This is a genomic window from Haloarcula regularis (genome assembly GCF_029338315.1).
Classification (GTDB): Archaea; Halobacteriota; Halobacteria; order Halobacteriales; family Haloarculaceae; genus Haloarcula; species Haloarcula regularis.
Genome location: NZ_CP119794.1, coordinates 1,598,584 through 1,621,561 on the forward strand (window position 1 = coordinate 1,598,584; position 22,978 = coordinate 1,621,561).

20 protein-coding genes and 5 pseudogenes are annotated in these 22,978 nt (G+C 60.9%); 9 read left to right on the plus strand and 16 right to left on the minus strand.

From position 1 onward, the window contains the following. Nucleotides 1-28: 28 nt before the first annotated feature. Nucleotides 29-211: a hypothetical protein gene (locus P1N55_RS08700; protein ID WP_276278517.1), complete on the minus strand. Its 183-nt coding sequence runs from the start codon at nucleotides 209-211 to the stop codon at nucleotides 29-31. Nucleotides 212-366: 155 nt separating this feature from the next. Here P1N55_RS08700 and P1N55_RS20120 point away from each other — a divergent pair, with 155 nt between their 5' ends. From P1N55_RS20120 to P1N55_RS08710, 3 genes are all read left to right on the plus strand, one after another. After that, nucleotides 367-513, plus strand: a complete 147-nt coding sequence (locus P1N55_RS20120) for a DUF7129 domain-containing putative zinc-binding protein (protein WP_455429084.1) — start codon at nucleotides 367-369, stop codon at nucleotides 511-513. 177 nt (nucleotides 514-690) lie between these two features. Beyond that, the gene (locus P1N55_RS08705) at nucleotides 691-1,119 is read left to right on the plus strand and encodes a DUF7539 family protein (RefSeq protein ID WP_276278518.1); all 429 of its coding nucleotides are present in this window, start codon (nucleotides 691-693) and stop codon (nucleotides 1,117-1,119) included. A gap of 522 nt (nucleotides 1,120-1,641) precedes the next feature. After that, nucleotides 1,642-1,941: a DUF7344 domain-containing protein gene (locus P1N55_RS08710; protein ID WP_455429090.1), complete on the plus strand. Its 300-nt coding sequence runs from the start codon at nucleotides 1,642-1,644 to the stop codon at nucleotides 1,939-1,941. Nucleotides 1,942-2,247: 306 nt separating this feature from the next. Here the strand turns inward: P1N55_RS08710 and P1N55_RS19690 are convergent. Beyond that, nucleotides 2,248-3,497: pseudogene (locus P1N55_RS19690) on the minus strand (magnesium transporter). A 393-nt stretch (nucleotides 3,498-3,890) separates the two neighbouring features. Next, complete coding sequence (locus P1N55_RS08730) at nucleotides 3,891-5,102, minus strand: CBS domain-containing protein (protein ID WP_276278521.1); 1,212 nt, start codon at nucleotides 5,100-5,102, stop codon at nucleotides 3,891-3,893. 145 nt (nucleotides 5,103-5,247) lie between these two features. On the opposite strand from P1N55_RS08730, the pseudogene P1N55_RS19695 reads away from it, so the two are divergent. Continuing rightward, nucleotides 5,248-6,300, plus strand: a pseudogene (locus tag P1N55_RS19695) (RNA-guided endonuclease InsQ/TnpB family protein); the annotation flags it as partial. A 134-nt stretch (nucleotides 6,301-6,434) separates the two neighbouring features. Here the strand turns inward: P1N55_RS19695 and P1N55_RS08745 are convergent. Then, nucleotides 6,435-7,502, minus strand: a complete 1,068-nt coding sequence (locus tag P1N55_RS08745; RefSeq protein WP_276278524.1) for a histone deacetylase family protein — start codon at nucleotides 7,500-7,502, stop codon at nucleotides 6,435-6,437. Between the two features lie 9 nt (nucleotides 7,503-7,511). Then, entirely contained in the window at nucleotides 7,512-9,008 is a 1,497-nt protein-coding gene (locus P1N55_RS08750; protein ID WP_276278525.1) for a hydantoinase/oxoprolinase family protein, read from the minus strand. A gap of 317 nt (nucleotides 9,009-9,325) precedes the next feature. Here P1N55_RS08750 and P1N55_RS08755 point away from each other — a divergent pair, with 317 nt between their 5' ends. Both P1N55_RS08755 and P1N55_RS08760 read left to right on the plus strand, forming a co-directional pair. Next, on the plus strand, nucleotides 9,326-10,453 hold the full coding sequence (locus P1N55_RS08755; protein WP_276278526.1) for an amino acid--tRNA ligase-related protein: 1,128 nt from the start codon (nucleotides 9,326-9,328) through the stop codon (nucleotides 10,451-10,453). Nucleotides 10,454-10,536: 83 nt separating this feature from the next. Next, on the plus strand, nucleotides 10,537-11,352 hold the full coding sequence (locus tag P1N55_RS08760; RefSeq protein ID WP_276278527.1) for a class I SAM-dependent methyltransferase: 816 nt from the start codon (nucleotides 10,537-10,539) through the stop codon (nucleotides 11,350-11,352). A 19-nt stretch (nucleotides 11,353-11,371) separates the two neighbouring features. On the opposite strand, the gene P1N55_RS08765 is transcribed toward P1N55_RS08760, so the two are convergent. Then, a complete protein-coding gene (locus P1N55_RS08765; protein WP_276278528.1) occupies nucleotides 11,372-13,261 on the minus strand; it encodes a pentapeptide repeat-containing protein in 1,890 nt (629 codons plus the stop codon). A 59-nt stretch (nucleotides 13,262-13,320) separates the two neighbouring features. Further along, nucleotides 13,321-13,674 (minus strand): S-adenosylmethionine decarboxylase family protein, encoded by a 354-nt coding sequence (locus P1N55_RS08770; protein WP_276278529.1) that lies wholly within the window; start codon nucleotides 13,672-13,674, stop codon nucleotides 13,321-13,323. A 104-nt stretch (nucleotides 13,675-13,778) separates the two neighbouring features. On the opposite strand from P1N55_RS08770, the gene P1N55_RS08775 reads away from it, so the two are divergent. Continuing rightward, complete coding sequence (locus P1N55_RS08775; RefSeq protein WP_276278530.1) at nucleotides 13,779-13,991, plus strand: helix-turn-helix domain-containing protein; 213 nt, start codon at nucleotides 13,779-13,781, stop codon at nucleotides 13,989-13,991. Here the strand turns inward: P1N55_RS08775 and P1N55_RS08780 are convergent. From P1N55_RS08780 to P1N55_RS08795, 4 genes are all read right to left on the minus strand, one after another. Continuing rightward, nucleotides 13,948-14,754 (minus strand): alpha/beta fold hydrolase, encoded by an 807-nt coding sequence (locus P1N55_RS08780; protein ID WP_276278531.1) that lies wholly within the window; start codon nucleotides 14,752-14,754, stop codon nucleotides 13,948-13,950. The two genes, P1N55_RS08775 and P1N55_RS08780, sit on opposite strands and share 44 nt — an antisense overlap. A gap of 255 nt (nucleotides 14,755-15,009) precedes the next feature. Further along, on the minus strand, nucleotides 15,010-15,927 hold the full coding sequence (locus P1N55_RS08785) for an ABC transporter permease (RefSeq protein ID WP_276278532.1): 918 nt from the start codon (nucleotides 15,925-15,927) through the stop codon (nucleotides 15,010-15,012). After that, the gene (locus tag P1N55_RS08790) at nucleotides 15,924-16,982 is read right to left on the minus strand and encodes an ATP-binding cassette domain-containing protein (RefSeq protein ID WP_276278698.1); all 1,059 of its coding nucleotides are present in this window, start codon (nucleotides 16,980-16,982) and stop codon (nucleotides 15,924-15,926) included. Before P1N55_RS08790 ends, P1N55_RS08785 begins: the two co-directional genes overlap by 4 nt. Nucleotides 16,983-17,079: 97 nt before the next feature. Continuing rightward, nucleotides 17,080-17,766, minus strand: coding sequence for a helix-turn-helix domain-containing protein (locus tag P1N55_RS08795; protein ID WP_276278533.1), 687 nt, complete (start codon nucleotides 17,764-17,766; stop codon nucleotides 17,080-17,082). Nucleotides 17,767-17,984: 218 nt separating this feature from the next. Between P1N55_RS08795 and P1N55_RS08800 the strand changes: the two genes are divergently transcribed. Further along, nucleotides 17,985-18,782, plus strand: a complete 798-nt coding sequence (locus P1N55_RS08800) for an alpha/beta fold hydrolase (protein ID WP_276278534.1) — start codon at nucleotides 17,985-17,987, stop codon at nucleotides 18,780-18,782. Then, nucleotides 18,782-19,300 carry a hypothetical protein gene (locus P1N55_RS08805; RefSeq protein ID WP_276278535.1) on the plus strand — a complete coding sequence of 173 codons (519 nt, stop codon included), beginning with the start codon at nucleotides 18,782-18,784 and terminating at the stop codon, nucleotides 19,298-19,300. Before P1N55_RS08800 ends, P1N55_RS08805 begins: the two co-directional genes overlap by 1 nt. A gap of 88 nt (nucleotides 19,301-19,388) precedes the next feature. On the opposite strand, the gene P1N55_RS08810 is transcribed toward P1N55_RS08805, so the two are convergent. From P1N55_RS08810 to P1N55_RS08830, 5 genes and pseudogenes are all read right to left on the minus strand, one after another. Continuing rightward, a complete protein-coding gene (locus tag P1N55_RS08810) occupies nucleotides 19,389-20,543 on the minus strand; it encodes an RNA-guided endonuclease InsQ/TnpB family protein (RefSeq protein ID WP_276278536.1) in 1,155 nt (384 codons plus the stop codon). Nucleotides 20,544-20,545: 2 nt separating this feature from the next. Next, nucleotides 20,546-20,932: pseudogene (tnpA, locus tag P1N55_RS08815) on the minus strand (IS200/IS605 family transposase). 475 nt (nucleotides 20,933-21,407) lie between these two features. Further along, nucleotides 21,408-21,695 carry an amphi-Trp domain-containing protein gene (locus P1N55_RS08820; RefSeq protein WP_276278537.1) on the minus strand — a complete coding sequence of 96 codons (288 nt, stop codon included), beginning with the start codon at nucleotides 21,693-21,695 and terminating at the stop codon, nucleotides 21,408-21,410. A gap of 51 nt (nucleotides 21,696-21,746) precedes the next feature. Next, nucleotides 21,747-22,052, minus strand: a pseudogene (locus P1N55_RS08825) (transposase); the annotation flags it as partial. Between the two features lie 362 nt (nucleotides 22,053-22,414). After that, nucleotides 22,415-22,933: pseudogene (locus P1N55_RS08830) on the minus strand (IS5/IS1182 family transposase); the annotation flags it as partial. Nucleotides 22,934-22,978 lie beyond the last annotated feature (45 nt).

The following is a 22,978-nucleotide window of genomic DNA, read 5'->3' on the forward strand; positions in this document are numbered from 1 at the left end:
TAGTCATACGACTGCGTTCTTCCTGTGTCTACTTTTCGGTAATCAAGTGCGGATCGTTCATCTGCACCGAATAGACGCGTTCTCTCGGGATATACGTGAACTCATCGTCGCCGTGATGAATCTGCCAGTGGTCCTCCCGGTAGTTCAGTTGCTCATCGTCGACATCCTCCGAGACGGTGTCATCCTCGCCTCGGTAGACAATTGTCGCCATGAGGAACCGTAGGCGGGCCGTGTGCATAACGTTCCGGGGTAGTCACCTCACGGACACCGCCCTCCGATTCGGCGGAAATCATCCAGAACCGTGGCTGTATCGCCTCGGATGGGGTTCTCCCCCAATGTTATCACCGCCCGGCCCTCCTATGAGATATGGTAACAAATGACGGTTCAGTTTTCGAACCGACGCTGTACGTCTGTCGCGACTGTGGAGGCGGTATCGAAGACCCCGAAGACAAAATTAGATGTCCGCAGTGTGGGGGGCGGCTGGTGAACAGTAGCGTTCCGCACGACGACTGAGAGGCCGTCACTCCAGTCACGCCCCGTCCGAGAGCCCGTGTCACGGGTCGTCGGGCACCGATCCCGCCGTAGCTGATCGAACGGTCGGATGTGTGCCCACCACGGGGTGGTCGGTATCGTACTTTTCGCTCGGACCATCATACGAACGTTGATTGACCTGGCCGTCCTCCTAGAATTATGGCAGAGTTCCCAGACGAACGCCAGCTCGTACTCCGTGCGCGGTCCCAGTTGGACCAGTGGACGAGAAATGCCCGAATGGAGGCGTACACTGAACTGTTCGAAGGCGACCAACCAATCCTCACCGAAGCGGAGCTCCGTCTGCTCGACGCGCTCGACTCCGAACTGGAGCGAGAGGGCGGCGATGGTGTCTGGGGAACCGATCAGTACGGGATCCACACGGCCGAGACATCGAGTTCGGATACCTCACTCGGCGTCGTTTGTGTGTACCACCCACAGATAACCAAAGACTCCGTCCTTAGAGGGGCCGACGACCTCGACGACGAGACCGAAGAGCGACTCAACGCTGCGCTCTGGCGATATAGTGAACGGGTTGCGACGCTCATCGAAGAAGCCCTCGACGAGTTCATCCGTCAGACCCAGGGGTAAGCCCCGGTCAGATCCACTTTCGGATGATCGCCCGTACTCGCTTTGACGGCATTGTTGAAACCCTCGCTGAGAAACACAACGAGTGAGTAGCGGAGGTTGAGAGACTCACTCCCGAAGTCACGCCTCCTTCGATCAAGTGCGTCGTGCATACTATCGAGCGGGCGCTCGTCGTCGTTGAGCCCACTATTGAACCGGTGTGATGCCGACAATTACGGGATGGGGAAGAGGGTGGTAGCTTTACTGAAACGACTCTACATCAACCCGAATGCCATGCTGGATACTCACAAACCCTTTCGCTCTCGGGAACCAAGCCATGGTACGGAACCCAGCACACACTGTGCGTTTAGCCCCAACGGTGGGGGCTGCTTGAAACGGGATTACCCGTTTGCAGTCGTCCATTTATCTTCGTGCATCGGCTGCGCGAAACGCATCACTAAGTGACGCGTTTCGCAACAAGAGCTATCAGCAAATGTCAGCAAAAAAAGCGAGAGGAATGGGGGTTCACTGAGTGAACTGTTCGAGATCCTCAGCCACGAGTACCGCCGCCGCATTCTCATGGCCGTTGCACAACACAATCCGCAGGACGAGGACGACATCACCTCGGAGTCGATTGCGGATGGGCACGAGGAGGATAGCGACGCGCTTGACCTGCTACACCAGCAACTCTACCATATCCACCTCCCAAAACTGGCCGACGCAGGATTCATCAATTGGGATCGGGATACAGGTACTATCACCCGCGGCTCTCGGTTCGAGGAGATCAGGCCGCTTCTTAAATTGCTGCACGACCATCAGGACGAGTTGCCGGACGACTGGCCGTAATCCTCGACCGCTGGTTTAGTGAGCGTCGTCTTCAAGAGGAAGGGCGAAGTATCTCGGCAAAACGGGCTGAGCTGTCATCACCAGAGGGTTTCAACAAGGCCACAGCATTCTATTCTGGCAGTTCGTTGGTGTGTGGAAATTTTGACGCGTTTGTCTACTCTGTTTGCGCCCTGCCGAGCTCTTTTTCGTCGTGTGCGGTCTCCACCGAGTACCAGAGTGCCATCGTCTCAGGGAGAGTTCGTGTGCCGATTCCCATTTGCATAGGTGCTAGACCACCGATACGAACTAGTATCACTAATAGTCAGTTCAGAGAAGAACAACCTGAGCCAGTCCGAGAAATATGAAGAATCCGAGGACGTCAGTTGCGGTCGTGATGAAGATGGTCACAGAGGTTGCCGGATCGTAGCCAAGCCGGTCCAAAATGAGCGGGACGAGGGCGCCGAAGAACCCGGCGATGACGAGGTTCAGCACCATCGCGATGCCGATGACCAGTCCCAACAGCGGACTCTGGTTGAACAGGGTGGCGATGACGGCCACGATAACACCGGTAATCACGCCGTTTGCACCCCCCGCAAGCACCTCGTTGCCGATGGCGCGCCTCCCTGTTCGAAGTGAGATCTGCTCTAGTTCGATGCCGCGGACCGTCACGGCCATCGACTGCGTGCCGGCGTTCCCACCCATCCCGGCGACGACCGGCATGTAGATTGCCAGTAGCGTCAACGCCGCGATCGTGTCTTCGAATAACCCGACAGTCGCCGCAGCGAGAAAGGCGGTCCCGAGGTTGATGATGAGCCACTTGTACCGCCGGCGAACCTTCTCAAAGGCGCCATCGAGAACGCTCTCCTGCTCGTCGACACCAGTGAACTCATAGAGCGTCTGGCCGGCTTCTTCCTCGATGGCCTGTAAGAGGTCGTCCGCATAGATGACTCCGAGAATGCTGCCGTCTTCGTCGAGAACGACGATTTCACTCCGTGGGTTGGCCCTGAACACCTCGATGACCTCCGAGTCGAGCTGTTCGTATCGAACCGTGGGAGTGGGTCGAAGATACTCGGTGATGACCGCCGCCCGTGACCAGCCAGGGCTAAGGTATGGCCAGGTAACTCCCCTAACACCTCGTCACCATCGGTGACGAAGACAGTCGGGAAGCGTCCCGTTCGGGCCTCGTGACGTCGGACGAGCCGTGCCACCTCCTCGAATCCCTGGTCCTTGTCGACGGTGACGTAGCCGAGATCCATCATACCGGCGGCGCTGTCCGGACGGAACTTCAAGAGGAACTCGATCCGCTCCCTTCGGTCGGTTTCGAGCTGACCGAGCACGGCTCCCTGGGTGTTACCGTCGAGTAATCCAACCACGTCGGTCGCATCGTCGGGATCAAGTCGGCGGACGAATCGCCGTACCTCCTGACGATCCATGTCATCGAGTACGTCTCGCTGGACCGACTCGGGTAGCTGGAAGAATACGACTCGTTGTCGTGTCCACGGTAGTGCCTGGAACTCCGCACCTGGTGTCTCCGATGCAGCTATCTGCTGTTGGACATCGATCGTGAATTCTTGCATACGGTTACCCCCTCTCGCGTCGCATGAATCCCGGAAACCGACGTGACGTAGCGGAATCCGGAGTGTTTGAACCAATAGTAAGTGAGAGGCTGCACATTGCCCTTCCTACCCTCGAGATCGCTCGTGTTCTGGGGCAAGGTTGAGAAACACGTCGTTCTCCGCGCCACACCGTGGGCAGGTATGTACGAAGTGGAGACCATCCTCATCACGTTTCTATCCGCCATTCCGACCGGGCGCGGGCGACGTTTCCACACTCTTTGCAGCGTTTAGGATGATCCTGGAGGTACGTCTGCATGAAGTCGATGAATGACTGCGTTCCATGGCGGTGCGTCGGCAGACATTGTTCATTCGAGGTGTAGTCGTATCAGCGTGTTCACCCCCCTTTGGCACTATTTACCCCCCGAGCCACCAGCCGTAGAGCTGTGCCTGCTCGTCAGTGTCGGGATGCTTCTTCGACTGGCCGTAGGTCTTCCCCTTGAGGAGTTGGCGTTCGACCGCGTTCGCGGCGAGTCGAAGCGCGTGAGCGGCACCATACCCCTCGCCATCGGCCGTAAAGTAGCCGCGGTCGGTGACCAGTCGAATCCGTGCCAGCACCAGCGGCACGCCTCGGCTTTGTTCCTTGTGCTCCTGCAGTTCGATGCTGGCCTTGATCACGCTCATCTCACCGTATTTCGAGGCCATGCTCTCGATTAATGCGGAGACATCGTCGTAGTCCATCCTCTCCAGCAGGTCGAGCCCAAACACCTGCACGGCGTTCCGATCATCGCGCTCCCAGGTGAGCGCCTCGATGACGTCCGTCTTCGTGATGATACCAATCGGCTCGCCGGTGTCGTCGGCCGTGACAACGAGCGAGGAGATCTCCTGTTCGAACATCGTCTCGACGACGTCGTCAAGCGGCGCGCTCCGCTCGACCGTCGCGACCGCGTCGGACATCAGGTTCCGGACCGGGAGGTCGAGCATCCGGTCGGCGTCGCCCTCGCGCGCGCCGAACCCACCGCGGTTCTGTCCGCCACCACCGCGGCCACCGAAGCCGCCCGACGACCCACCCTGGCTCTTGCTGCCGCCCCGCGTCGTGAACTCGATGACGTCGTACAGGCTCAGCATGCCCGCGAGGTCGTCCTCGTCGACGACCGGAAGATGGGCGATCCCGGCTTCTCGGAGCATATTGAGCGCTTTCCCGATCGTGGTCTCGGGCGTCGCACTGACCAACTCCGCCGTGTAGGCGTCGTCGACGGTCGCCGCGTCAAGGAACGGACGGACGGCCTCGAGGACCGCATCGCCGGTCACCACCCCGATGACCCGGTCGTCGGCGTCGAGTACGGGGAGCGTTTTGGCGTCGCTGCCGATCATGAGCCGCGCGACCTCGCGGACGTCCTCTGTGCGGTCGACCGTCGGGACGTGGTGTACCTGTGAGCCGACCTTCGCAGACGGCTGGTTAGACGAGGAAGCCAGCTGTCGACGACTGACGACACCGCGGTATTCGTCGCCGTCCGTTACGATGACGGCATCGAGCTCCGGATTCTCGAACGCCCCGGCGACTTTCGAGAGAGGGGTTCCGATGTCGAACTCGGTGAACTTCGGTGAGAGTATCTCAGAGATATCCATGGGTAACTCTCTAGTGTGAGGGGTGCAGGACGGTTATGCCTGTCCCAGCCCTGATATTTGAGGGAGGAACGTGCGAATTGGTGTTTGAGTGGGATATCTAACTGCGTCGGCCATATGCATTGAGACAGGCAGTCTCAACTACTGCGGTAGTCAGCACGCGATTCTCGCCACCCACCAAGCCGCCCAAACCATCACCGGTTGTCTCGAACGTCGGTCAAAAGGCAAGACGGTGAGCAAGCCCACCTTCACCGCACCGACCGTGAAATACGAGACGCGGACCATGACGCTGTTCGACGACGACACGGTGTCCCTCTCTACTACGGAGAGTCGCGTCCGATGTGACCTTGCGCTGCCCGACGCCGACGATGGCTACCAACACAAGTACCTCGACTCGGACGTGTGGAGTGTCACGGAAAGCACCCTCACCGCCCGCGACGGCGACTACTTTGCACATCGGCTTCCGCCGACACAAGACCGATGCCGAGCGGAACACCGCCGAGGACGGAACGGTCCTCGGGGTCGACCTCGGTATCGAAAACCTCGCCGTCACCAGCACCGCCTACTTTTTCAGCGGACGAGAGTTGACCCACGACCTCCACGAGTTCGAGCAGGTACGGGCCGGACTCCAACAGACCGGGACGAGAAGTGCCCACCGGACGCTCGAACGGTCGAGTGGCCGTGAACGTCGCTACGTCCGTGACGGACTCCACCAAGCGTCCAATGCTATCGTAGACGAGGCACTCCGATACGACTGTGACATAATTGCGTTCGAGGACTTGACGGACATCCGCGACCGAACGGGTGCGTCGTGGGGGCACAAGGCGTTCAGAACGCTCTACGAGCAAGTAGCGTACAAAGCCGAGGCAGAGGGTATCTCGGTGAAGCAAGTCGGTTCGGCGTACACGTCTCAGCGGTGCGCCGAGTGTGGTTCACGGCAGACGAGAATCGCCCGACTCGAAACGACTTCCGGTGCGTGAAGTGCGAGGCGGAAGCGAACGCGGACTACAACGCGGCAAAGAACATCGGGATGCGGTACGTCCGTCGAGGCCAACAGTCGTCTCGGCGGACGGGCGACAGTCAGCTTGCCCTGAAGTCTGGAACAGTGACGCCGAGCGACGGATTCACCGCCCACCCGGACGGGTTCGAGGCCGAGTTCATGGACAAGCCCCGTCCGCAACGAGCGCGTCAGCACGAGTAGGGCGAGGTAGTTGACACGACGCAAGTCCGACGGGGGCGCACGCACCGCCGTTCCCGCCACAGGGAAGTCCGTGCCGCCGGGGCGTCAGCCGCAGGCCGAACTCCCACCGGACGAATCCACGCATCGAGCGCCGGTCACGGCCACCACCGCCTGTCGTGGGCCGAGCGAACGCGTTCGAGAATCCCCTCGATCTCGGGCAGCGTCGTCGTCGGTTCGGGTGGCTCCCCGGGTTCGATGAGGGTCCCGGCCTCTAGGTCGGCCAGTTCGGCGATGAGCGCCAGCGTCGTGAACGGGAGGCCGTCCTCGATACTGTATCCGCCCGAGAGACCTGCGACGATACGCCCGTCACAGACGTCCAAAGCGGTCTCGCGCGCGTGACGGATCAGCGTCCGATAGCCAGCGGCCGTCATCTGTAAGTCGCTCGTGAAATCGGAGAAGTGGGCGTCGTGCCCGGCTTCGACGACGAGGAAATCCGGGTCGAACGTCCGCGTTGCAGGGACGAACACGTCGTTCACGACGCGCTCGTACGCGTCGTCGCCGGCGCCGGGCGGAAGCGGGATGTTTATCTGGGTATCGACGCCGGCGCCGTCGCCCGTTTCGTCGATAGACCCGGTGTTCGGGAACTGTGTCTCCGGGTCCTGGTGCGCCGAGATGACGAGCGTGTCCGGGTCGTCGTAGAAGATGTCCTGGGTCCCATCGCAGTGGTGAGCGTCGATATCCCAGATCACGACTCGGTCGTCTCCGTGCGCCTGCTGGAGGTGCCGGACGAGAACCGCAGTGTTGTTGACATAGCAGAATCCGTGTCCGGTATCCCGGCCGGCATGATGGCCCGGCGGCCGGACCATCGCGTACGCGGCGTCGTACTCGTCGTTTGCCACCAGGTCCCCGGCTCGACAGAGGCCACCGGCAGCGAGTCGGGCTGTCTCCCACGTCTCTCGAGTCACCCGTGTATCGCCACTCAGCGCGCCCCGGCCGCGCCGAGAGAGACGACGCAGCCGCGAGAGATACGATTTCTCGTGAACCCGGAGGAGGTCGTCCGTGGTGGCGCGTGACGGCGACCGGACGTCGATCGCCGGGTGGTCGAAGAGCCCTTCCTCCTCGAGTCGCGCGAGGGTGTAGACGAGCCGTTCCGACCGCTCGGGATGGGTCGGCGTGATTTCGTATTCGAGGTACGCGTCGTCGTAGACGAGTGCGAGAGCCATGGAGCGATCTTATCGAAGGGTGGTGAGGAGTGAAGTATTAACCCGCGGTGGAACGTGAGCATGGATATCGACGAGCTGTCCGACGTCCTGTGAGTCACGGATGATCGCAACCCGGCGGTTGTGCGTGATCTCGACCGGCGGTTCGTCAACCGCGCCGATGCGATTTGCAATCTGTCGTGTCTTTTCCGTCGCGAACTGCCGCAGGTTCCGTTCGGAGAGGCCGCGCTCGATGTCGACCACCTCAATCTCGTCGACGCCCTCGGAGTTCAGACAGAGTCTCCCCTGGTCGGTATCGATGTGAACCGACACCCGAACGGTGACCGTCGCGAGCGCACACCCGATCGCATCCGCGAGGGATGCGTGTGTCGGTACCTGAATCGGCCTGTCACTCCGGGCTCGAAGAATCGTCCCGAACTCTCGTGGAGACTCCCCGCCAACCACGATGTCGCCAGTCCCGACCTGCTCTGAGAGGCGGAGCACCCGGGTCGTTATCTCGTCGAGCACCGCGTTTGCGGCGGTGGTCGGGTCACCCAGTTCCGTCAGCACACGCCGACTGGCCGCCGTGTCACCCGCACTGGACTCACTCCCGGGTGGCTGCCGTGAAGACTGTGCGCCGACAGCGATGGCGTCGGCGACAGTTGCCTCCCGGCCACCGAGCGCGCCTGGCGTCGCGGTGGCGTCTGTGACCGCACCGGATGCCGACAGTACCGAATGGGTACCGAACGGGAGCACGCTCGAATCGACGCCGCGATAGCGGGTCGGGACGTGGTCGGCGTACCCCACAGTCGTGCCGATGAACCCGTCCCGGAACGGTGTGACGACGGTCCGCTCCCGGCCGAGAAAGAGCGCAACACCCGCTGCCGAGGCCGTGTCAGCGCCCCCGGAAGGCCCGTCAGACGCGTCGTCGAGTCCTGCCGTTCCGGACAGTGCGAGCAGGCCGAGTGCGCCCGCGGCGTCGACACAGCCGAGGACGTGCGCCGGTGTTTCCAGGACACTTGTCGCGTCGCCGACCGTCCCGTTCCCCTTGAGCAGGTACAGCGGTGCGTCGACACCGACGGCCTCGAGCGCGTTGCGAGCTTCCTCGACAGTGCTCGTCAAACGTGGGCGAACCTGCGCGTTCCCGACAGTCGTGGCGATACGTTTCGTAAATCCGAGCCGCCAGTCCGTCTCCTGGCTGAGTGCGACACGGTCCGCAGGATAGTCGAGCATCGCGGCTATCTGGCGTTCGACCTCGGGATTGCGGGGTGCGAACTTGCCAGTCACCGCGACGACATCGCCGGTTGGCTCGGTGTCCAGGGCTGCGTCTTCGGTGACCCGACCACGGGCGTCGACGTTGCCGGCTGCACGGATCGTCTCGTCACCGAAATCCACCTCGTGTCCGTCGAACCCGTGCCCCGGAGCGATGACGTTGCTACAACTGGGAAGCGACCCGTTTGCGGCTGCCATCGCCGGTGCAGCCGTCGAGAGAATCACCCGCTCGACAGTCCGCTCGCCCGCCCGCTGCATGAGCGTGCGAAGGAGTTCAGTGAGCGACGTCTGCGTGTCCGGAGACCCGGCGAGGACAGCGCTCGCCTGCAGACCACCGGTATCGAGACAAACGCCGGCACAGCGCGCCCTGCCAAGGGTCACCCCGACAATCATCCTGACTGAATCGATTCGTCATTTCACCCCGGGGTACCTAAGTGATGGGGACAGCACCGAACGCGACGCCACCAGAAGCCGGTGGGTCTCGACTGGGGTCGCTACCACAGCCGCCACCGGGCCGTCGGTGCAGTCGACTCGTCGGAACACATTTATTTTTGGGACGGCCGAGGATTGGTGTAATGGCTTTCGAGGCGTGTGATGATGGGACACTGCGGTACGCCGGTAATCGAGTGTACGACGAGTCAGAGCACGTCGACGGCACCGACGCACTGGACCGGGCCTCGGAGCGGCCCTCGCAATTCCTGACCGAATCCTACTGGGGTCATCTATCGCACATCAACGACGTCATCCACGGGGCGACCGTCGAATATTTCCGGTCGCTGGGCTCGGAGTTTACACTGCTTCCGCTGACGACGCGTCTCATTTCCTCGCCGGGGGCGGTGTACGGCAGCGAGACCACAGACTACACCGACGACACGAGTCCGATCACGCTCGAGTGGTTCGACGCGGACGAACAGCTCTACCTCTCGGAGTCGTCACAGATCTACCTCGAACTGGCGCTCTTGCAGTCCGACGTGTCTCAGGTGTTCTCTATCTACAACTCCTTTCGCAAGGAACGGGCAGACGAGACACACCTCTCGGAGTTTCACCACATCGAATACGAGGGCCAGATCGACCAGCAGCGAAACAAGGAGATTGTCACCGAGCTGCTGACCGCGATACTCGAAGCACTGCTCACCGATGCGCGGTCGGCACTGGCGGAGTTTCTCCCGGCTACGGCTATCGACGGGCTCGAAGCGCTTCGACGGGACCCCGTCAGGTCGATTACGCTCGAGCGTGCGCTGGAGTTACTCCGTGAAGACACGGGTGACGAGCGATACGAGGAGTTTACTGCCGAACACATCGACACGTGGGAAGAGGTCAGGCTGACCGAGCTCTTGGGCGGGAAGATCGTCTGTCTCGAGGAGTTCCCGCTCTTCGAGGTCCCGTTCTATCATGCAGAGGCAGAAAGTGGCGACGGTCGACGGATCGCGAAGAACGCGGACTTCATCTGGCCAGGCTACGTCGAGACCGTCGGCAGCGGAGAACGGATCGCCGACGTCGCCGCGGTCGAGGAGAAAGCTGCCGCCTTCAACCTCCCCGAAGACGACTACGAACCGTACCTCCGTGCCCGAACCGCGGAATCCTACGTTCGCACCTCGGGCTTCGGTATCGGCTGGGAGCGACTCCTGCAGGGGCTGTTACGGATGCCGACGATCATCGCTGTCACGCATTTCCCGCGGACCCACCGCTTTCCCCACCCATGACCGGAGCAGCTGGCGTCCCCGGGCAACGCGGCAGTCGCGCATGCGGTTCGAGCACAGAATCCAGGCGTCGGGGGTGGGACACCGTGTCTGAATCACTCGGCCCGGCAGATATCAGAGAGCTGTCCTACGTGGATTTCATGGCGTTCCTCGACGAGACGAACCGGCCACCAGGGGGAAAGACAGCCGTTCGGGAGTTGATCCACCGGGCGAACGTTCGGGCGCAGGACCTCGTGTTGGACGTCGGCTGCAACACGGGGTTCGTCTCGTTCGAGCTGTCCCGTGTCGCCGAGTGTTCCGTCGTCGGGGTGGACGTAAGCGAGACGATGGTCCAGCGGGCGACTGCGCGTCTGGGGCGTGGCCACGCCAGAGAGGGTATCCCGGTCTCGTTCATGCGAGGCGATGCCACCGACCTCCCGTTCGCGACGGGGCGTTTCGACAGAGTCGTCTGTGGTGGCTCGACGCCGTTCGTGTCGGATCCGCTCGCGGCCCTCCGGGAGTATCGGCGAGTAGTCCGGGACTGGGGATTCGTCGCGGAGCTGAATTTCTACTACGACTCGAGCCCCCCGGCGTCACTGCTCACGGAACTCGCCGAGCGGCTCGGGACTGAAATCGAACCGTGGACGCTGGACGATTGGCTCACCCGGTACGACGAGGCCGGCTTCGAACGCTACGACGTGATGACAGAGCCGGTCGAGCAGGTCACCAGGGCGGACATCGACGAGTACGTCGATCGAATGGTCGAGCGGAACGCGTACGACACCGACGTCGAGGCGGCGATTCGAACCCGCCTGGTCGAGTTGATGGACCTGTTCAATCGGAACCACGAGCACCTGCAGTACGGGGTGTTCGTCCTTCGAAAGCGACCGGTCCCCGAACAGGTGTCGCTATTCGACGCATAGGGTGGGAGCGGTCCCAGCGTCAGTGGTCGACGGCCCGGGTCAGGATGAACACGAACAGGCCGATGAAGCCGCCGACGAACCCTTCGAATTCGGCGAGCAGTCGGAGGAACGTATTGTTCACCGTCGTCCCGCCACCGACGACAAAGCGGACGAACCCCTCGAAACTGAACACGAGATAGCCGACAAACGGGATCGAGGAAGGGTACGGGTCCGCGTGCCCGGCGAGTTCGAACGTCAGGAGATAGAGGAGTGCAAATCCGACGACGGTACACAGCGACGACGCGACGACGCGGAACGGCCGTTCGCCGAATCCGGAGGTGGCGTCGTACAGGAAGTTCGTCGCCACGCGCCACGCGAGCACCAGCCGGACTCGGAGCGACGCACCGGGCGACGACTCGAGGAGTTGCGCCAGATAGCGACGCCGTCGGTATCGCATCTCCTTGATGAAAAACTCGGCCGCAGAGTGTGTGTCACCGACCGCGTTGGCGCCGTTCCGGGCCTTGAGATACGTCACTTCGAGCCCAGCGGGGTCCAGATCGGGTTCCTCGTAGCCCTCGCCGACGCTGTGCAGTATCCACTCGGGTGCGAGGTGTCCCCGATACTCCGAGAAGTCGAACCCCTCGAACTTCGTATCGTACACGAAGAAATACTCGAGCAGGTCATCCATCTCCTCGACGGCGCGAAATTCGACCTCACCGAGAGTCGCGCCCTGGAGGTCGTACAGAATCTCTGTTTCCTGGGCCTGCGAGAGCGTGCCCGCCTGGACCGTGGCATCTTCGAGCACGACAGTGCTGTCGTCGTACTCCGTCCGGGTGAGCGAGACGCCTGCGAGCGTCGTGATGCCGTGGCCGATCGAGAGCGAGCCGAATCTGCTGCCGCTGAAATCCAGCGTCGTAAAGAGCACCTGTTCGAAGGTCGCGTGGCCAGCACACGCACAGTCGGTGAAGATCGCATCGGCTTCGAATTCGGCCCCGAAAAACGCGGCATCGGCGTCGAAGACTCCCCCTTCGAACGAGACCGTCCCCTCGAACGTACAGTCGGTGAACGTGGCATCGGCCCCGAGTTGGCACTCGGCAAACTGGGCACTCTCGCGAAAGTGGGCCCCTGCAAACGAGAGCTCGTCTGCGACGATCCCGGTGAAATTTGACTGCTCGAACGTGGCCCCGTCAAAGATCCCTCGTTTATCGAAGGTGGCGTCAGCGAATTGTGAGTCGTCGAACGTCGCCGCTTCGAAGATGGCCTCCCGACGGAACACGGTTTGACCGAAGTCGGCCCATCCGTCGAAGGAAGTGTAGGGGAACTCGGCAACGCCCAGACAGCGACAGCCATAGAAGTCCGCAGTGACCTCGAAGGTCGCGTCGGCGAGGACGAGCGAGCCTTCGATACGAGCCGCGTCGAAGCGAACGTCACCGCGAAACCGGGTGCCGGATGCGGTGAGGTCCTGTTCGAACGTCGCATCCTCGGCGATGAACCGCGATTCGACGTCGGCATCGACGAGTGACACCATCTTGCGGAAGGTCGTCCCCTCGGCGTCGACGGTTTCGAGCGACGCACCGTCCAGCAGCAACGGTTGGTCGAGGGTGGCGTTCGAAAGATCAAGGCGACCAGCGACGGAGGCGTATCGGAGGTCGATCGGATACATGTCCGGTGCATCCACCAGGACGTACTCGAGGTCGACAGCGGCAAGTCGGGCCCCGGCGAACTGTTTCGATTGCTTGCCGGTTTCGTCGAGGGCCGCGAGAAACGCATCACGGATTCGCTCGGGCGCCACCTCCCCGGCCGGGCGGTGAAAGGGGCAGTACGGGGAGTCATCGTCCGACTCGTGCGGGCATTGCCACCCTACCAGGTCGGCCGAGAGCAGTTCGTCGACAGACTCCTCGTCGAGCCTGAACCGACATGATTCGCCCATGCGACGCTCTGAGTCACCGGCGGCCTCGGTATTAAATGGTCGGCTCGAAGACTGTCGCGTCACCGTTTCGGTTGTCGAGTGACGGTCTCGACGGTGACAGAGTCGTGTGGTATCTCAGCGAGCATCTCGTCTACGAGCTCGGCAGTCAGATCACGCTGCCAGGACGTATCCAACGTGAGCGCGACGTACTCTTCTTCCGGCCACGTGTGCACCGCCAGGTGTGACTCGACGAGCAACAGCACCGACGTGAACCCCTCACCGCCGGATTCGAAATCGTGGTGAACTTCATCGAGGATCGTGAGGCCGGCATCTTCGCATGCGTCCGTGAGGCGAGACATCAGCCCGTCTCGCTCTCGGAGCACGGCTGGCGGAACGCCGAAGACGTCACAGACTCGGACCTCACTCTCGCGCATAGTGTCCAGTCGTCCGAGGGCGGTGAAACCCGAGTGAACCGGCATCGCCGACCCCTTGTGCGCTCGGTCGACGACGCCCGCCGGTCGGGCCCGAACAGCTCTCTGTGTCGATCAACCGTCTCGGAGAAGCCGATGCGTACTGGGAGTCGCAAGTCACAGCGTTGACCGACCGGCAAGAAGAGGTGCGTTATGGTGCACGGGAACGCGGGTACTACGGAATCCCGCGCCGAGCGAACGTTCGAGACGTTGCTGCTGAGGGAGGCTACCTCGGTGTTAGTCGCCACCCTCGGGGGCAGGTGCCTTGCTCCCGTCGATGAAGGCGCGAACCTCGGAGGTGACACGGTCAGGTGCTTCTGTCGGCCCGCCGTGGCCGATACCCTCGAGTTCGACGAACTGGCTGCTCGGGAGGGCTTTGTCGACTGCACGGATGCCGTCTCGGAGGTGGGGAGGTCCCTCTGTTCCGGTCAGTAGGAGTGTCGGTGCGTCGATGGATAGCGAGTCGGGGAGGCGGTACTGTTCGATAGCGCGGTTGATCCGCGCGATGTTTTCCGTCAGCGCGACGATGTCGGGCCAGGGCGGCCACTCTGCGAGCCAGCCGTCGAGGTCGTCGATATCGCCACCGTGCATGACCTCGCGGATGTAGAATTTCATGGCCTGTCGGCGTTCACCGTCGTCGATCCGCGCCTGCATCTGTGACGCGAGGTCGGCCTGGTGCCTGTACTCACCGACGAGAACTGCCGGTTCATACGCGATGAGTTTCTCGACAGGCGCAGTTCGGGCGGTTTCAATCGCCAACAGACCGCCGAACGAGTGCCCGAACAGAACCGGGGTTCCATCGACCGCATCGATCACCGCGCGAACGTCCTCGACGCCCCGATCAAGACGATACGCCTCGGAATCGCCGCTTTCCCCGACTCCGCGTCGATGGGGTATAATCACGGTGTGATCGTCGGCGAAGTGAGGAACGATCGGTTTCCAGTACTGTGGTGAGGAGCCTCCGTGAAGCAAAACGAGCGGCGGTCCCGCTCCGTGTCGTTCGAACGCGATACGTGTCCCATCAGCGGAAGAGACGGTCTGCATTGGTGCTCCTGGTAGTTCTGCTACGAGTGGAGTATGTCTGTCTCTCAGTCATCCGGCCATTTATAAACAGAGTAGGGCGCGAGGAACTCAGCTTTCAGCGCGGAGAGGATGTCAGATGCGGGCCGGTTTCGGTGTGACAGTGCAGTCGGCGCGGGAGTGACCACCGTCTCGGTGACGAAGCAGCTATGGACCCAACCCAGTCAAGCCGGGATCGAGACGCATCGACAACGACTGGAAAAGCGCGGGAAATAGCCGCTATTGAACTTCGGCCCTGGAGGCCCGTTTGAGGAGAGCGACAGCAGCGCCGCCCAGAAGGATGTTGAACCCCACAAGAACAGCAATAGCAGGAACGACTGTGTTCCAGAGGCCACCGAATGCAGTTACCTCAAAGACAGTCATCACGTCCTGTCCGAGCATGAGCGCTCGGATGCCATCGACGCCGTAGGTGATGGGGTTGACTACCGCTACGGTTTGAATCCAGCCTGGGAGTACATCCAGTGGAAGGAACGCACTCGAAATGAACAGAAGGGGGAACGTCAGGAGGTTCGCAATCATCACCGTAGCCTCTCGGTCGCGGGTGAGGAGTGCGACGATATTCGAGTACGCCATGAAGACACCGCCGAAGATGACGGTCACGACGAAGATACCGAGGATACCGGGCAGCCCGGTCTGCAGATACTGCGCTGCAGTTGCGCCGGGCTTGAGAACCAACAGGAGGTATCCGAGGCCGACGATGATACCTGTTTGTGCAGTGATTCGGACCACCTCCGACAGCGCTTTCCCGAGAAACATCGCGCTTCGATTCATCGGGGAGAGTAGCGTCTTATCGAACATCCCGGTCTCCATATCGTCGACCAGTCCGATACCGGAGACGGCAGCGGCTGCAAGCGCTGACTGAATGATTATCGCGGGGGTGAGATACGTCACGTACGTCACGTCACTCGATAGCGATTGGGCCAAGGCCCCACCTGCGATCGCCCCGAGAACTTCGGCCATAAGGACGAAGAAGATGACCGGCTGGACCAGTGAGGTGAACGTCACGTAGGGGTTGCGGGACGTCTTGACGAGCCACCGCCTGAAGCTGATCCGTGCGTCAGTTGCGAGGCTGTTTCCGGACGCTCGCTGCGCCGCGTCACCGTCGATGGAGTCACGTTCGTCGGTTACGCCACTCATCGAACCACCTCCTGAACACTCGTGGGTTCACTATCCGCGCTGTCCTTCCCCTCACCCTTCTCTCCAGCCAGCGTGAGGAAGACGTCGTCAAGCGTCGGAGATTGAATGTCGAAATCAGTGATCGTGATGCCTGCCGCGGACAGTTCGGTGAAGAGGTCGCTCGTGGCCGAGCGAGCGTTGTCGGCTTCGATGCGCAGGCCGTCGGCGGTTCGTTCGATAGCCGTCGTGTCGAGAGCCGAGCGCTGCCGGACGATATTCCTCGCACGGCGTCGATTTTCCTGTGACGGGTCGTCCAGTGCTAGTGTGAGAGTCTCCGTCCCCACAGCTGACTTGAGTGCAGCTGGTGTGCCAGTGTGGGTGATCTGTCCCTCTTGGAGGATGGCCAGGCGATCACACAGCTCGTTTGCTTCTTCGAGATATTGGGTCGTGAGAAACACCGTCGTTCCCTGGTCGTTGATCTTCTCGAAGTAGTTCCAAACCCGGAGTCGGGCCTCGGGATCGAGACCAGTCGTCGGCTCGTCGAGGAAGACGACGGGCGGACGGTGGACGAGGACAGTGGCGGTGTCGAGACGCTTCTGCATTCCACCCGAGAACGTTTCTGCCCGCTTGTCCGCGACGTCTCGCAAGTCCACGAGGTCGAGCAATTCCTCGATGCGGTCCGCTCGTTCTTCTCTCGGAACGCCGTACATCCGACAGGCGACGCGCAGGTTCTCACGGGGTGTGAGCTCGAAGTCGATGCTCGTCTCCTGGGCCATGTAGCCGATGGATTCGCGCACAGCCTGTGGATCCGCTTTCGTATCGTAGCCGTTGATCCGTACTGCCCCCTGTGTCGGATACAGCAGCGTGACGAGGGTCTTTATCGTGGTCGTCTTCCCGGCTCCGTTCGGACCCAGAAAGCCGAAGAACTCGCCCTCTTTGACATCGAGAGAGACGCCTCGGACGGCCGCTGTTCCATCGTCGTACGTTACGTGGACGTCCTCCGCGCCGATAGCAGTGTGACGCTCCGAGGAGTCCGCTTCGGTCTCAGATTGGTGCCGTGCCTGTTGCAATGTCATAGGCGAGTAACCCGTCGAGATGGTCCCCGGTATGGAATACTCGAATTCGTGAGGGCGTTTAAGTGCCCGACCCCGGAAACCGGCGAGCGGTGCCCTGTCAGTTCGGCAGCGGCGGCCACGTTGTAGCGACCGTCTCCTCGATGAGTTGGGTCTGGGCCCGGCGCAGCCGTTCAGAGACGGAAGACGGCGAGATGTCCAGTTCTGCAGCGACATCTTCCAAGGACGCTTGCCGCGGGATGTCGAAATGACCCAATTCGTAGGCGATTCGGAGTGCCTCGTGCTGGCGGTCTGTCAGTCCGTCGCCCGGTGGTTCGGACTCTCCATCTCGGGTAAGTCGGTGTAACTTGAAGTCAGCGTTCCGCTGCCAGAACGAAGAGAACTGCCGGAACGCGTCCCGGTCGGCGAACCAGCCGGTCTGTCGCCACCCACTCGGGACCACGGTGATCCGTTCGATGATAGCGTCGGCAGTGGCGAGGGCTTCGAGACCCGCAAGATCGTCGAGATGCTCACCGAGCTGTTCCTCTAGACTGAGTGCTGGGATAACCTGGTATCGACGCGTCTCTCCGGCCTCCCCAACGAGTGCCCACTCCCCGACGTCGTATGCGTCGGTGAAGGCACTCTCGATTGCCGACCGAGACCCGTCCTGGACGGTAACGAGGAACAGCGGACGGTTCCCGTGATTGTACTGCATTTCGAGCGTCAACGTCGCGTCGCGGACGTCGGTTGCCACGCCCGCGAGCGGTAGCGCCTGACAGTCGATGTCGAACTCGGCGACGAGCCCCATATGTCGTTGTTTCTACCGATCATATTGGTGGTGTCGAAACAGTCGGCCTCGTCGGACCGACTCGTCGAGAATCGATCGCTGCTGCTCCCAACTCACCGCTCTCGGTTCCAATTAGTCTGTCCGGGACGAGAGTGGCCTCGGTCGTCCTCCCGGCACGTATAAACGGCCCAACGACTGAGAGAACGGCTTAGCCCCGTCGTCTTCGAACATCGAGTCGCATGAGGACGACACAGTCCGCAAACGGCACCGAGATAGCCTACGAACGATACGGCGATGGCCAGCCACTGATCTTTCTCCATGGGGGGATGGCGCCCCGACAGTATTGGAACCCCGTCTTACCGCATTTCGAGGAGTACGCTGCCGTCATCCCGCAGCGACCGGGGTTCGGTACGTGTCTCGACGATCCGACGGAGACGAGCGCCGATGAAGTACTGAACCGTGAAGCCCGGTACGTTCGCACGCTCGTAGACGCCGTCGAGGGTGAGCCGATCCTGTTCGGTCACTCCTACGGTGCGCTGACGGCAGTCGAGTCAGCAACGGACGCGGCGGTCGAAGCGGTTCTTGCCTACGAACCGGCGGTGCTCCCCGACGAGTATCGTACAGAGGCCGATCTCGCCGACCGAATGGCGACGCTCATCGAGGACGGTGACCGGGAGGAAGCCGTGAAACGCTACATCGAACAGGTCCTCCACCCCGATGGTATCGATGATCTCGATGCGTGGCTGGCAGAATGGCCGGTCTGGCCCGACTGCGTGGAACTCGCCGAGGAGGTCGTGCGGATGAATCGCGCTGTCGAACAGTATCAGCTCCCGGACGCGCTGGATGTCACAGCGCCCGTACTCGTGATGACCGGAACAAACGGCCCACAATTCCTCCGCGAGAGCGCTCGCGGTGTTCACGACGCGCTTCCAGAAAGCCGTCTCGTCGAATTCGACGGTATCAGTCACAGCGGCCCGAGTGAAGCCCCGAAACGGATCGCAGCGGAAGTCGAAGCGTTCCTCCGCGGTAGTGAGTAATGGTCAGAGAGACAGCGCAGCGCACAGCTGTCACTGAAGATGGCTGCACGCCCTCTAGACGACAGGTACTCGCCGGACTCGGAGTGACAGCCGCGGCTGGACTTGCTGGCTGTCGCGGTTCTGCATCGGGTGGCTCGGAGTCCGTCGACTGTCACAGCGCTGCGCTCTCCCACGGCGATGGCGACATCCTCGACAGAGGCGTGATGGCAGCAATTGAGGGCGACGACGTCCGACTGGCGATCCCCCTGGCCGTCGAAGCGGTGCAGAATCAGAACGTCGACCGATTGAAAGTGTTCGACGCGTCTGGCGAAGTAGTACACGTGATACCCGTGTCTCCGGACGACGAGAGTCGGATGGTGAGAAAATCTGGCGTCGGCGACGGGCAACTCCAGTACGAGCAGTATCTCGGTCAGCGCCCGTTTCACGGTCAGTACCGGGTCGTCGCCATAGACCAGACCGGCACGGAACTCGACTCCATCACCGTCGAATTCAACTGCTTCCCAGAAGTCGACGGCTGATCCGGGTTCCGGCAGTAGTGTCGATGGGGCGCGCCGAACAGCAGCCTCAAGGTTCGATTTCAGCCTCGTTCCTGACATCCTCCCACGGCTAAAGCCGTGGGGTTCCCTCACTGGGGGTTGAACCCACGGACACGGAGAGGTTCGCAGGTTCGTCGTCACGGTGGACGATGACCTGCGTTTCGGGCTGTGCCAGTACAGCCCCCGCCTCAGACAGCGGTTTCGAGAACTTGCCTAAGGCTCGTTTGCCGATGTTCAGCGCACCGTTCTTGTCCGCGTTGTCATCCAACCCACAGTCGGGACACTCGAAGCGCCCCTGCGTTGCTCGGACACCCTCGCAGGCACAGCGGTTGCACGTCTTCGAGGTGTCGTACTCATCGATCAACTGCACGTCGATACCTGCGTCGTGGGCCTTGTATTCGATGTAGTTGAGTAGGCGGGCGAACGGCATCTTGTGGGTCTTGTCGTTGACGTACCTGCCTTTGTCGTTGTCCTTGCGAATCCCGCCGAGGTCGCCCACGACGATGACCGCGTTCCGCTCCTGAGCGTCCTCCACTATTCTCCGAGCAATCTTGTGGAGGCGGTCGTCCACTTTCCGTGCTTCCGCGTTACCGATACGCTCGACCACCTGCTGTCCCTGTCGTGGTTTGGAGTTCCCGATGGACTTGCGGAGTTGCTTGTAGTGTTCGCGGATACGGCGCACTTCCTCTCCGTAGAAGGTGGTCTTGCGGTCAGAGAGGAACGCACAGGTTGCGACCCACCGTGCGCCCATGTCGATAGCCAGCACGTCGTCGTACTCGTCGGCCACGGTCACAGACCGCTTCACGACGAGATGGACGTACCAATCACCGTCACGGCGCACCAGTTCGCTGTCCCGAATGTCGCCCTCGCGGACGAGTTGTTCGTCTTTTCGTGGGACGTGGGCAGGACACCAGATGGAGTTGCCCCGTCCACGCTCGGGGTCGTAGACGGGGACTTTCACCCACCACGACGAGAGAACGGTGTCCTCGTCGTGGGCCACGTCGAACACGTCGTTGCGAAGCACAACGGGTTGTTCGGTATCGGAATTCGGGTCTTTCTGCCGTTGGACTTTCGACGCCTGTTGGTCGGTCGCAGAGTACAGGTCAGCGTCTCCACCGTGCACCTCGGTCTGGAACGCCTCGTACTCGCGGGCGAGCAGGTCGGCTTTCCTGCTGGTCAGCGAGTGGAGTTTGACCCGCACCGTGGTTGAGACGGTCTGGTGCATGACTACTCACCTGCTTGGGCGTCGATGTACTCCTCGATGACCCCGCTGGAGACGTCGCCCGCACTTGAGACGAAGTACGAGCGTGTCCACAGCGACGGCAAGCCGAAGCCGAACTCGTCGCGGAGGTGGCGGGAGGAGTAGCCCTTGACTTGTTGCATTATCTTGTTGGGCAAGTGTCGGGTCACCCGTGATGAGCAGGTGTACGTGATCGGGGCGGATCGCCAACTCCAAGATTTCGAGGTCGAGCTCGTCGGCTTTCTCCTCGATGAGTTCTTCGAGACGGTCACGTACCTCGTCGGTTAGTACCGATTTGCGGTATTTCGGGCACCAGATGAAGTGGTACTGGAGTTTGTGGACGTTGGTACGTTCCTGTCGAACCCACGAGGCATCGTCAGTATATAGAATTCACTCACCTAAAGATGTTATACAAGCATCCAACCCCAGCCGTGGCTACGAACGTGGATAGATTCCCAGTCGTCGGCTTCATCCCACCCCTAAAGGGGTGGCTTTCACCTCGCTACCGCTGTAACCCAGAAGGGCCGTGCCGAAACGGGTCCCGGACCCGCGAGGGTCAACTCTGGGTCAAAGAGGACCGGTGGGCAATCGATCTGACGGGGACCAGGACCCATTATATCCGTTTTGCTGTGAGTTAATTAAACCCACGGTTTTTGCTGGCGTTTCGCTGGGAGATGGCCGATGACGGACGACACCCTGTGCCCGGAGGTCGGCGAAACCGTCGCGATGGGCAGAAGTCTCCTCAGCTGGCGTTTTTCCGTCAAGAGCGTGGTTCGGTGGCTCTGTTGAAATCCTATGCGTTCGACATTTGTCTTGCTGGAATAGCCGTTAGGTAGGTGTGCGGAGTGACTACTCGATCTCTAACTGCCCACTTCCACCGCCCTCCTCACCGTCGTTCTCGTCCCATTCGAGTTCGAACTCGATACTTCGTTCAGTCATATTGCCAGCTGGGCCCTCGCGTTCAGCTTTGACCTCGAAGGTTGGTCGGGCAGGTGGATTCAGCGTTACCGACTCAGAGCCTGCTTTCAGACTGATAGCATTTCCGCTGTCAAGATTATCCGCGACCTGCCGAAGGTACGATGCAATCTCTTTTCGACTCTGTTTGCTTTCCGATTTGAACAGGACTTCTTCAGGCATAATATACGATACGTTGTCTGCACCGATAAATGAATCCCCTACATCTAACGTTCAGAGTGCCTTGTCGATGTTGTGAGTGAGACATCCGACAACGAGTTCACGGAACTGCTTCCACCAGTGCCGTGAGCGGACGAATGCACCGTACTTGCGTTTGAGACGAGAGTGTACCGTCTCGTTTTGACTGCGCTGACCATAGAGGGCGACATCCAACCGAGCATTCCGCGCGTTGTGAAGAGACGAGAACTCGCGGTGTTTGATGAGCGGACGAACACCAGTTTCACGCGCTAATGCGCGAATCTTCTGGTCATCGTATCCCTTGTCGCCGAGGAGAACCGCTACTTCCCTGGTATTCCGCTTGGTGACATCCTCCTACGAGTAAACTCGTGGGCTTCCCACGCCCGCACTGCAACGCGCTGGTTTGGGAACTTACGTTTACGACCCGACACGCCGATGGGAGTGCCACGCCCCGTTACTCGTATCCCGTGAAGGACTCCGAGCTATATCGTTGTTTAACGTCGGTCTGGTCGTCCGAAGGCTTACTTTTTGATGAGGCAAACACCAAGTCAACTGCCAGTTTTCGGACGGTCAATCACGACGGGAGACCGTCGCAACGACAACCACAGAAACGACGTGTGGGCACTCAACTGTTGGGGTTTCAGTGGTTGCGAACCGTGCGGCGATTCATCCCACGACTGCAGTCGTGGGTTTTCTCGCCTAATCTCTATAAGCGACGACGGGATCTTCGAATCGTGTTTTCGTGTCGTCGTTACATGTACGTCGAGAATCGCGTTCGACCTCGTGTCCACGAGAAGCGTGACTTTCAACTGCTGGATCGTCAACTTCGCTCGCTTTGGATAGTGTTTCGAGGCGTGACTGCGGTCGAAACCGGAGGCATCAATCCCGACGACGCCGTTGGTCGGAAGGAGTACAACCGAGAGGTTGAGCAGGACACGCCAAACCGCCATATCGAGGCGATTGAACGCCTTACACAACGGCGAAGGAGTAGGTAGTTCCTCAAGGTCGATGGCGCTTCGGATACGAGGCATCTCGATAAGTTCGTCAAGAAGCGTCCGGTACATCGTATTCTTCCGCACCTTGAGACAGAGCAAGACGATGTGCTGATGAAGTGTATACCGTCGTTTCGAGAACTTCGAGGAGTAGCGAGCGACAGCTCGCCGAGCCAAGTGCATCGCTTGCTCAACGAACCGGAGTAACCGCGACTTCGGAAGGGCTTCCATCCGGTCAGACTACGAGGCAAACCTGTAACTCGCAGAGAATTTCAA

Bases quoted from the DNA above. Each gene is read 5' to 3' on its own strand.
- P1N55_RS08795 (WP_276278533.1), bottom strand. From the start codon at position 17,766: ATGGGGCTCGTCGCCGAGTTCGACATCGACTGTCAGGCGCTACCGCTC.
- P1N55_RS20120 (WP_455429084.1), top strand. From the start codon at position 367: ATGGTAACAAATGACGGTTCAGTTTTCGAACCGACGCTGTACGTCTGT.
- P1N55_RS08730 (WP_276278521.1), bottom strand. From the start codon at position 5,102: ATGGATATCTCTGAGATACTCTCACCGAAGTTCACCGAGTTCGACATC.
- P1N55_RS08750 (WP_276278525.1), bottom strand. From the start codon at position 9,008: ATGCAGCGGGCGGGCGAGCGGACTGTCGAGCGGGTGATTCTCTCGACG.
- P1N55_RS08755 (WP_276278526.1), top strand. From the start codon at position 9,326: ATGGCTTTCGAGGCGTGTGATGATGGGACACTGCGGTACGCCGGTAAT.
- P1N55_RS08700 (WP_276278517.1), bottom strand. From the start codon at position 211: ATGGCGACAATTGTCTACCGAGGCGAGGATGACACCGTCTCGGAGGAT.
- P1N55_RS08800 (WP_276278534.1), top strand. From the start codon at position 17,985: ATGAGGACGACACAGTCCGCAAACGGCACCGAGATAGCCTACGAACGA.
- P1N55_RS08745 (WP_276278524.1), bottom strand. From the start codon at position 7,502: ATGGCTCTCGCACTCGTCTACGACGACGCGTACCTCGAATACGAAATC.
- P1N55_RS08820 (WP_276278537.1), bottom strand. From the start codon at position 21,695: ATGCCTGAAGAAGTCCTGTTCAAATCGGAAAGCAAACAGAGTCGAAAA.
- P1N55_RS08785 (WP_276278532.1), bottom strand. From the start codon at position 15,927: ATGAGTGGCGTAACCGACGAACGTGACTCCATCGACGGTGACGCGGCG.
- P1N55_RS08805 (WP_276278535.1), top strand. From the start codon at position 18,782: ATGGTCAGAGAGACAGCGCAGCGCACAGCTGTCACTGAAGATGGCTGC.
- P1N55_RS08780 (WP_276278531.1), bottom strand. From the start codon at position 14,754: ATGCAGACCGTCTCTTCCGCTGATGGGACACGTATCGCGTTCGAACGA.
- P1N55_RS08770 (WP_276278529.1), bottom strand. From the start codon at position 13,674: ATGCGCGAGAGTGAGGTCCGAGTCTGTGACGTCTTCGGCGTTCCGCCA.
- P1N55_RS08765 (WP_276278528.1), bottom strand. From the start codon at position 13,261: ATGGGCGAATCATGTCGGTTCAGGCTCGACGAGGAGTCTGTCGACGAA.
- P1N55_RS08790 (WP_276278698.1), bottom strand. From the start codon at position 16,982: ATGACATTGCAACAGGCACGGCACCAATCTGAGACCGAAGCGGACTCC.
- P1N55_RS08810 (WP_276278536.1), bottom strand. From the start codon at position 20,543: ATGCACCAGACCGTCTCAACCACGGTGCGGGTCAAACTCCACTCGCTG.
- P1N55_RS08705 (WP_276278518.1), top strand. From the start codon at position 691: ATGGCAGAGTTCCCAGACGAACGCCAGCTCGTACTCCGTGCGCGGTCC.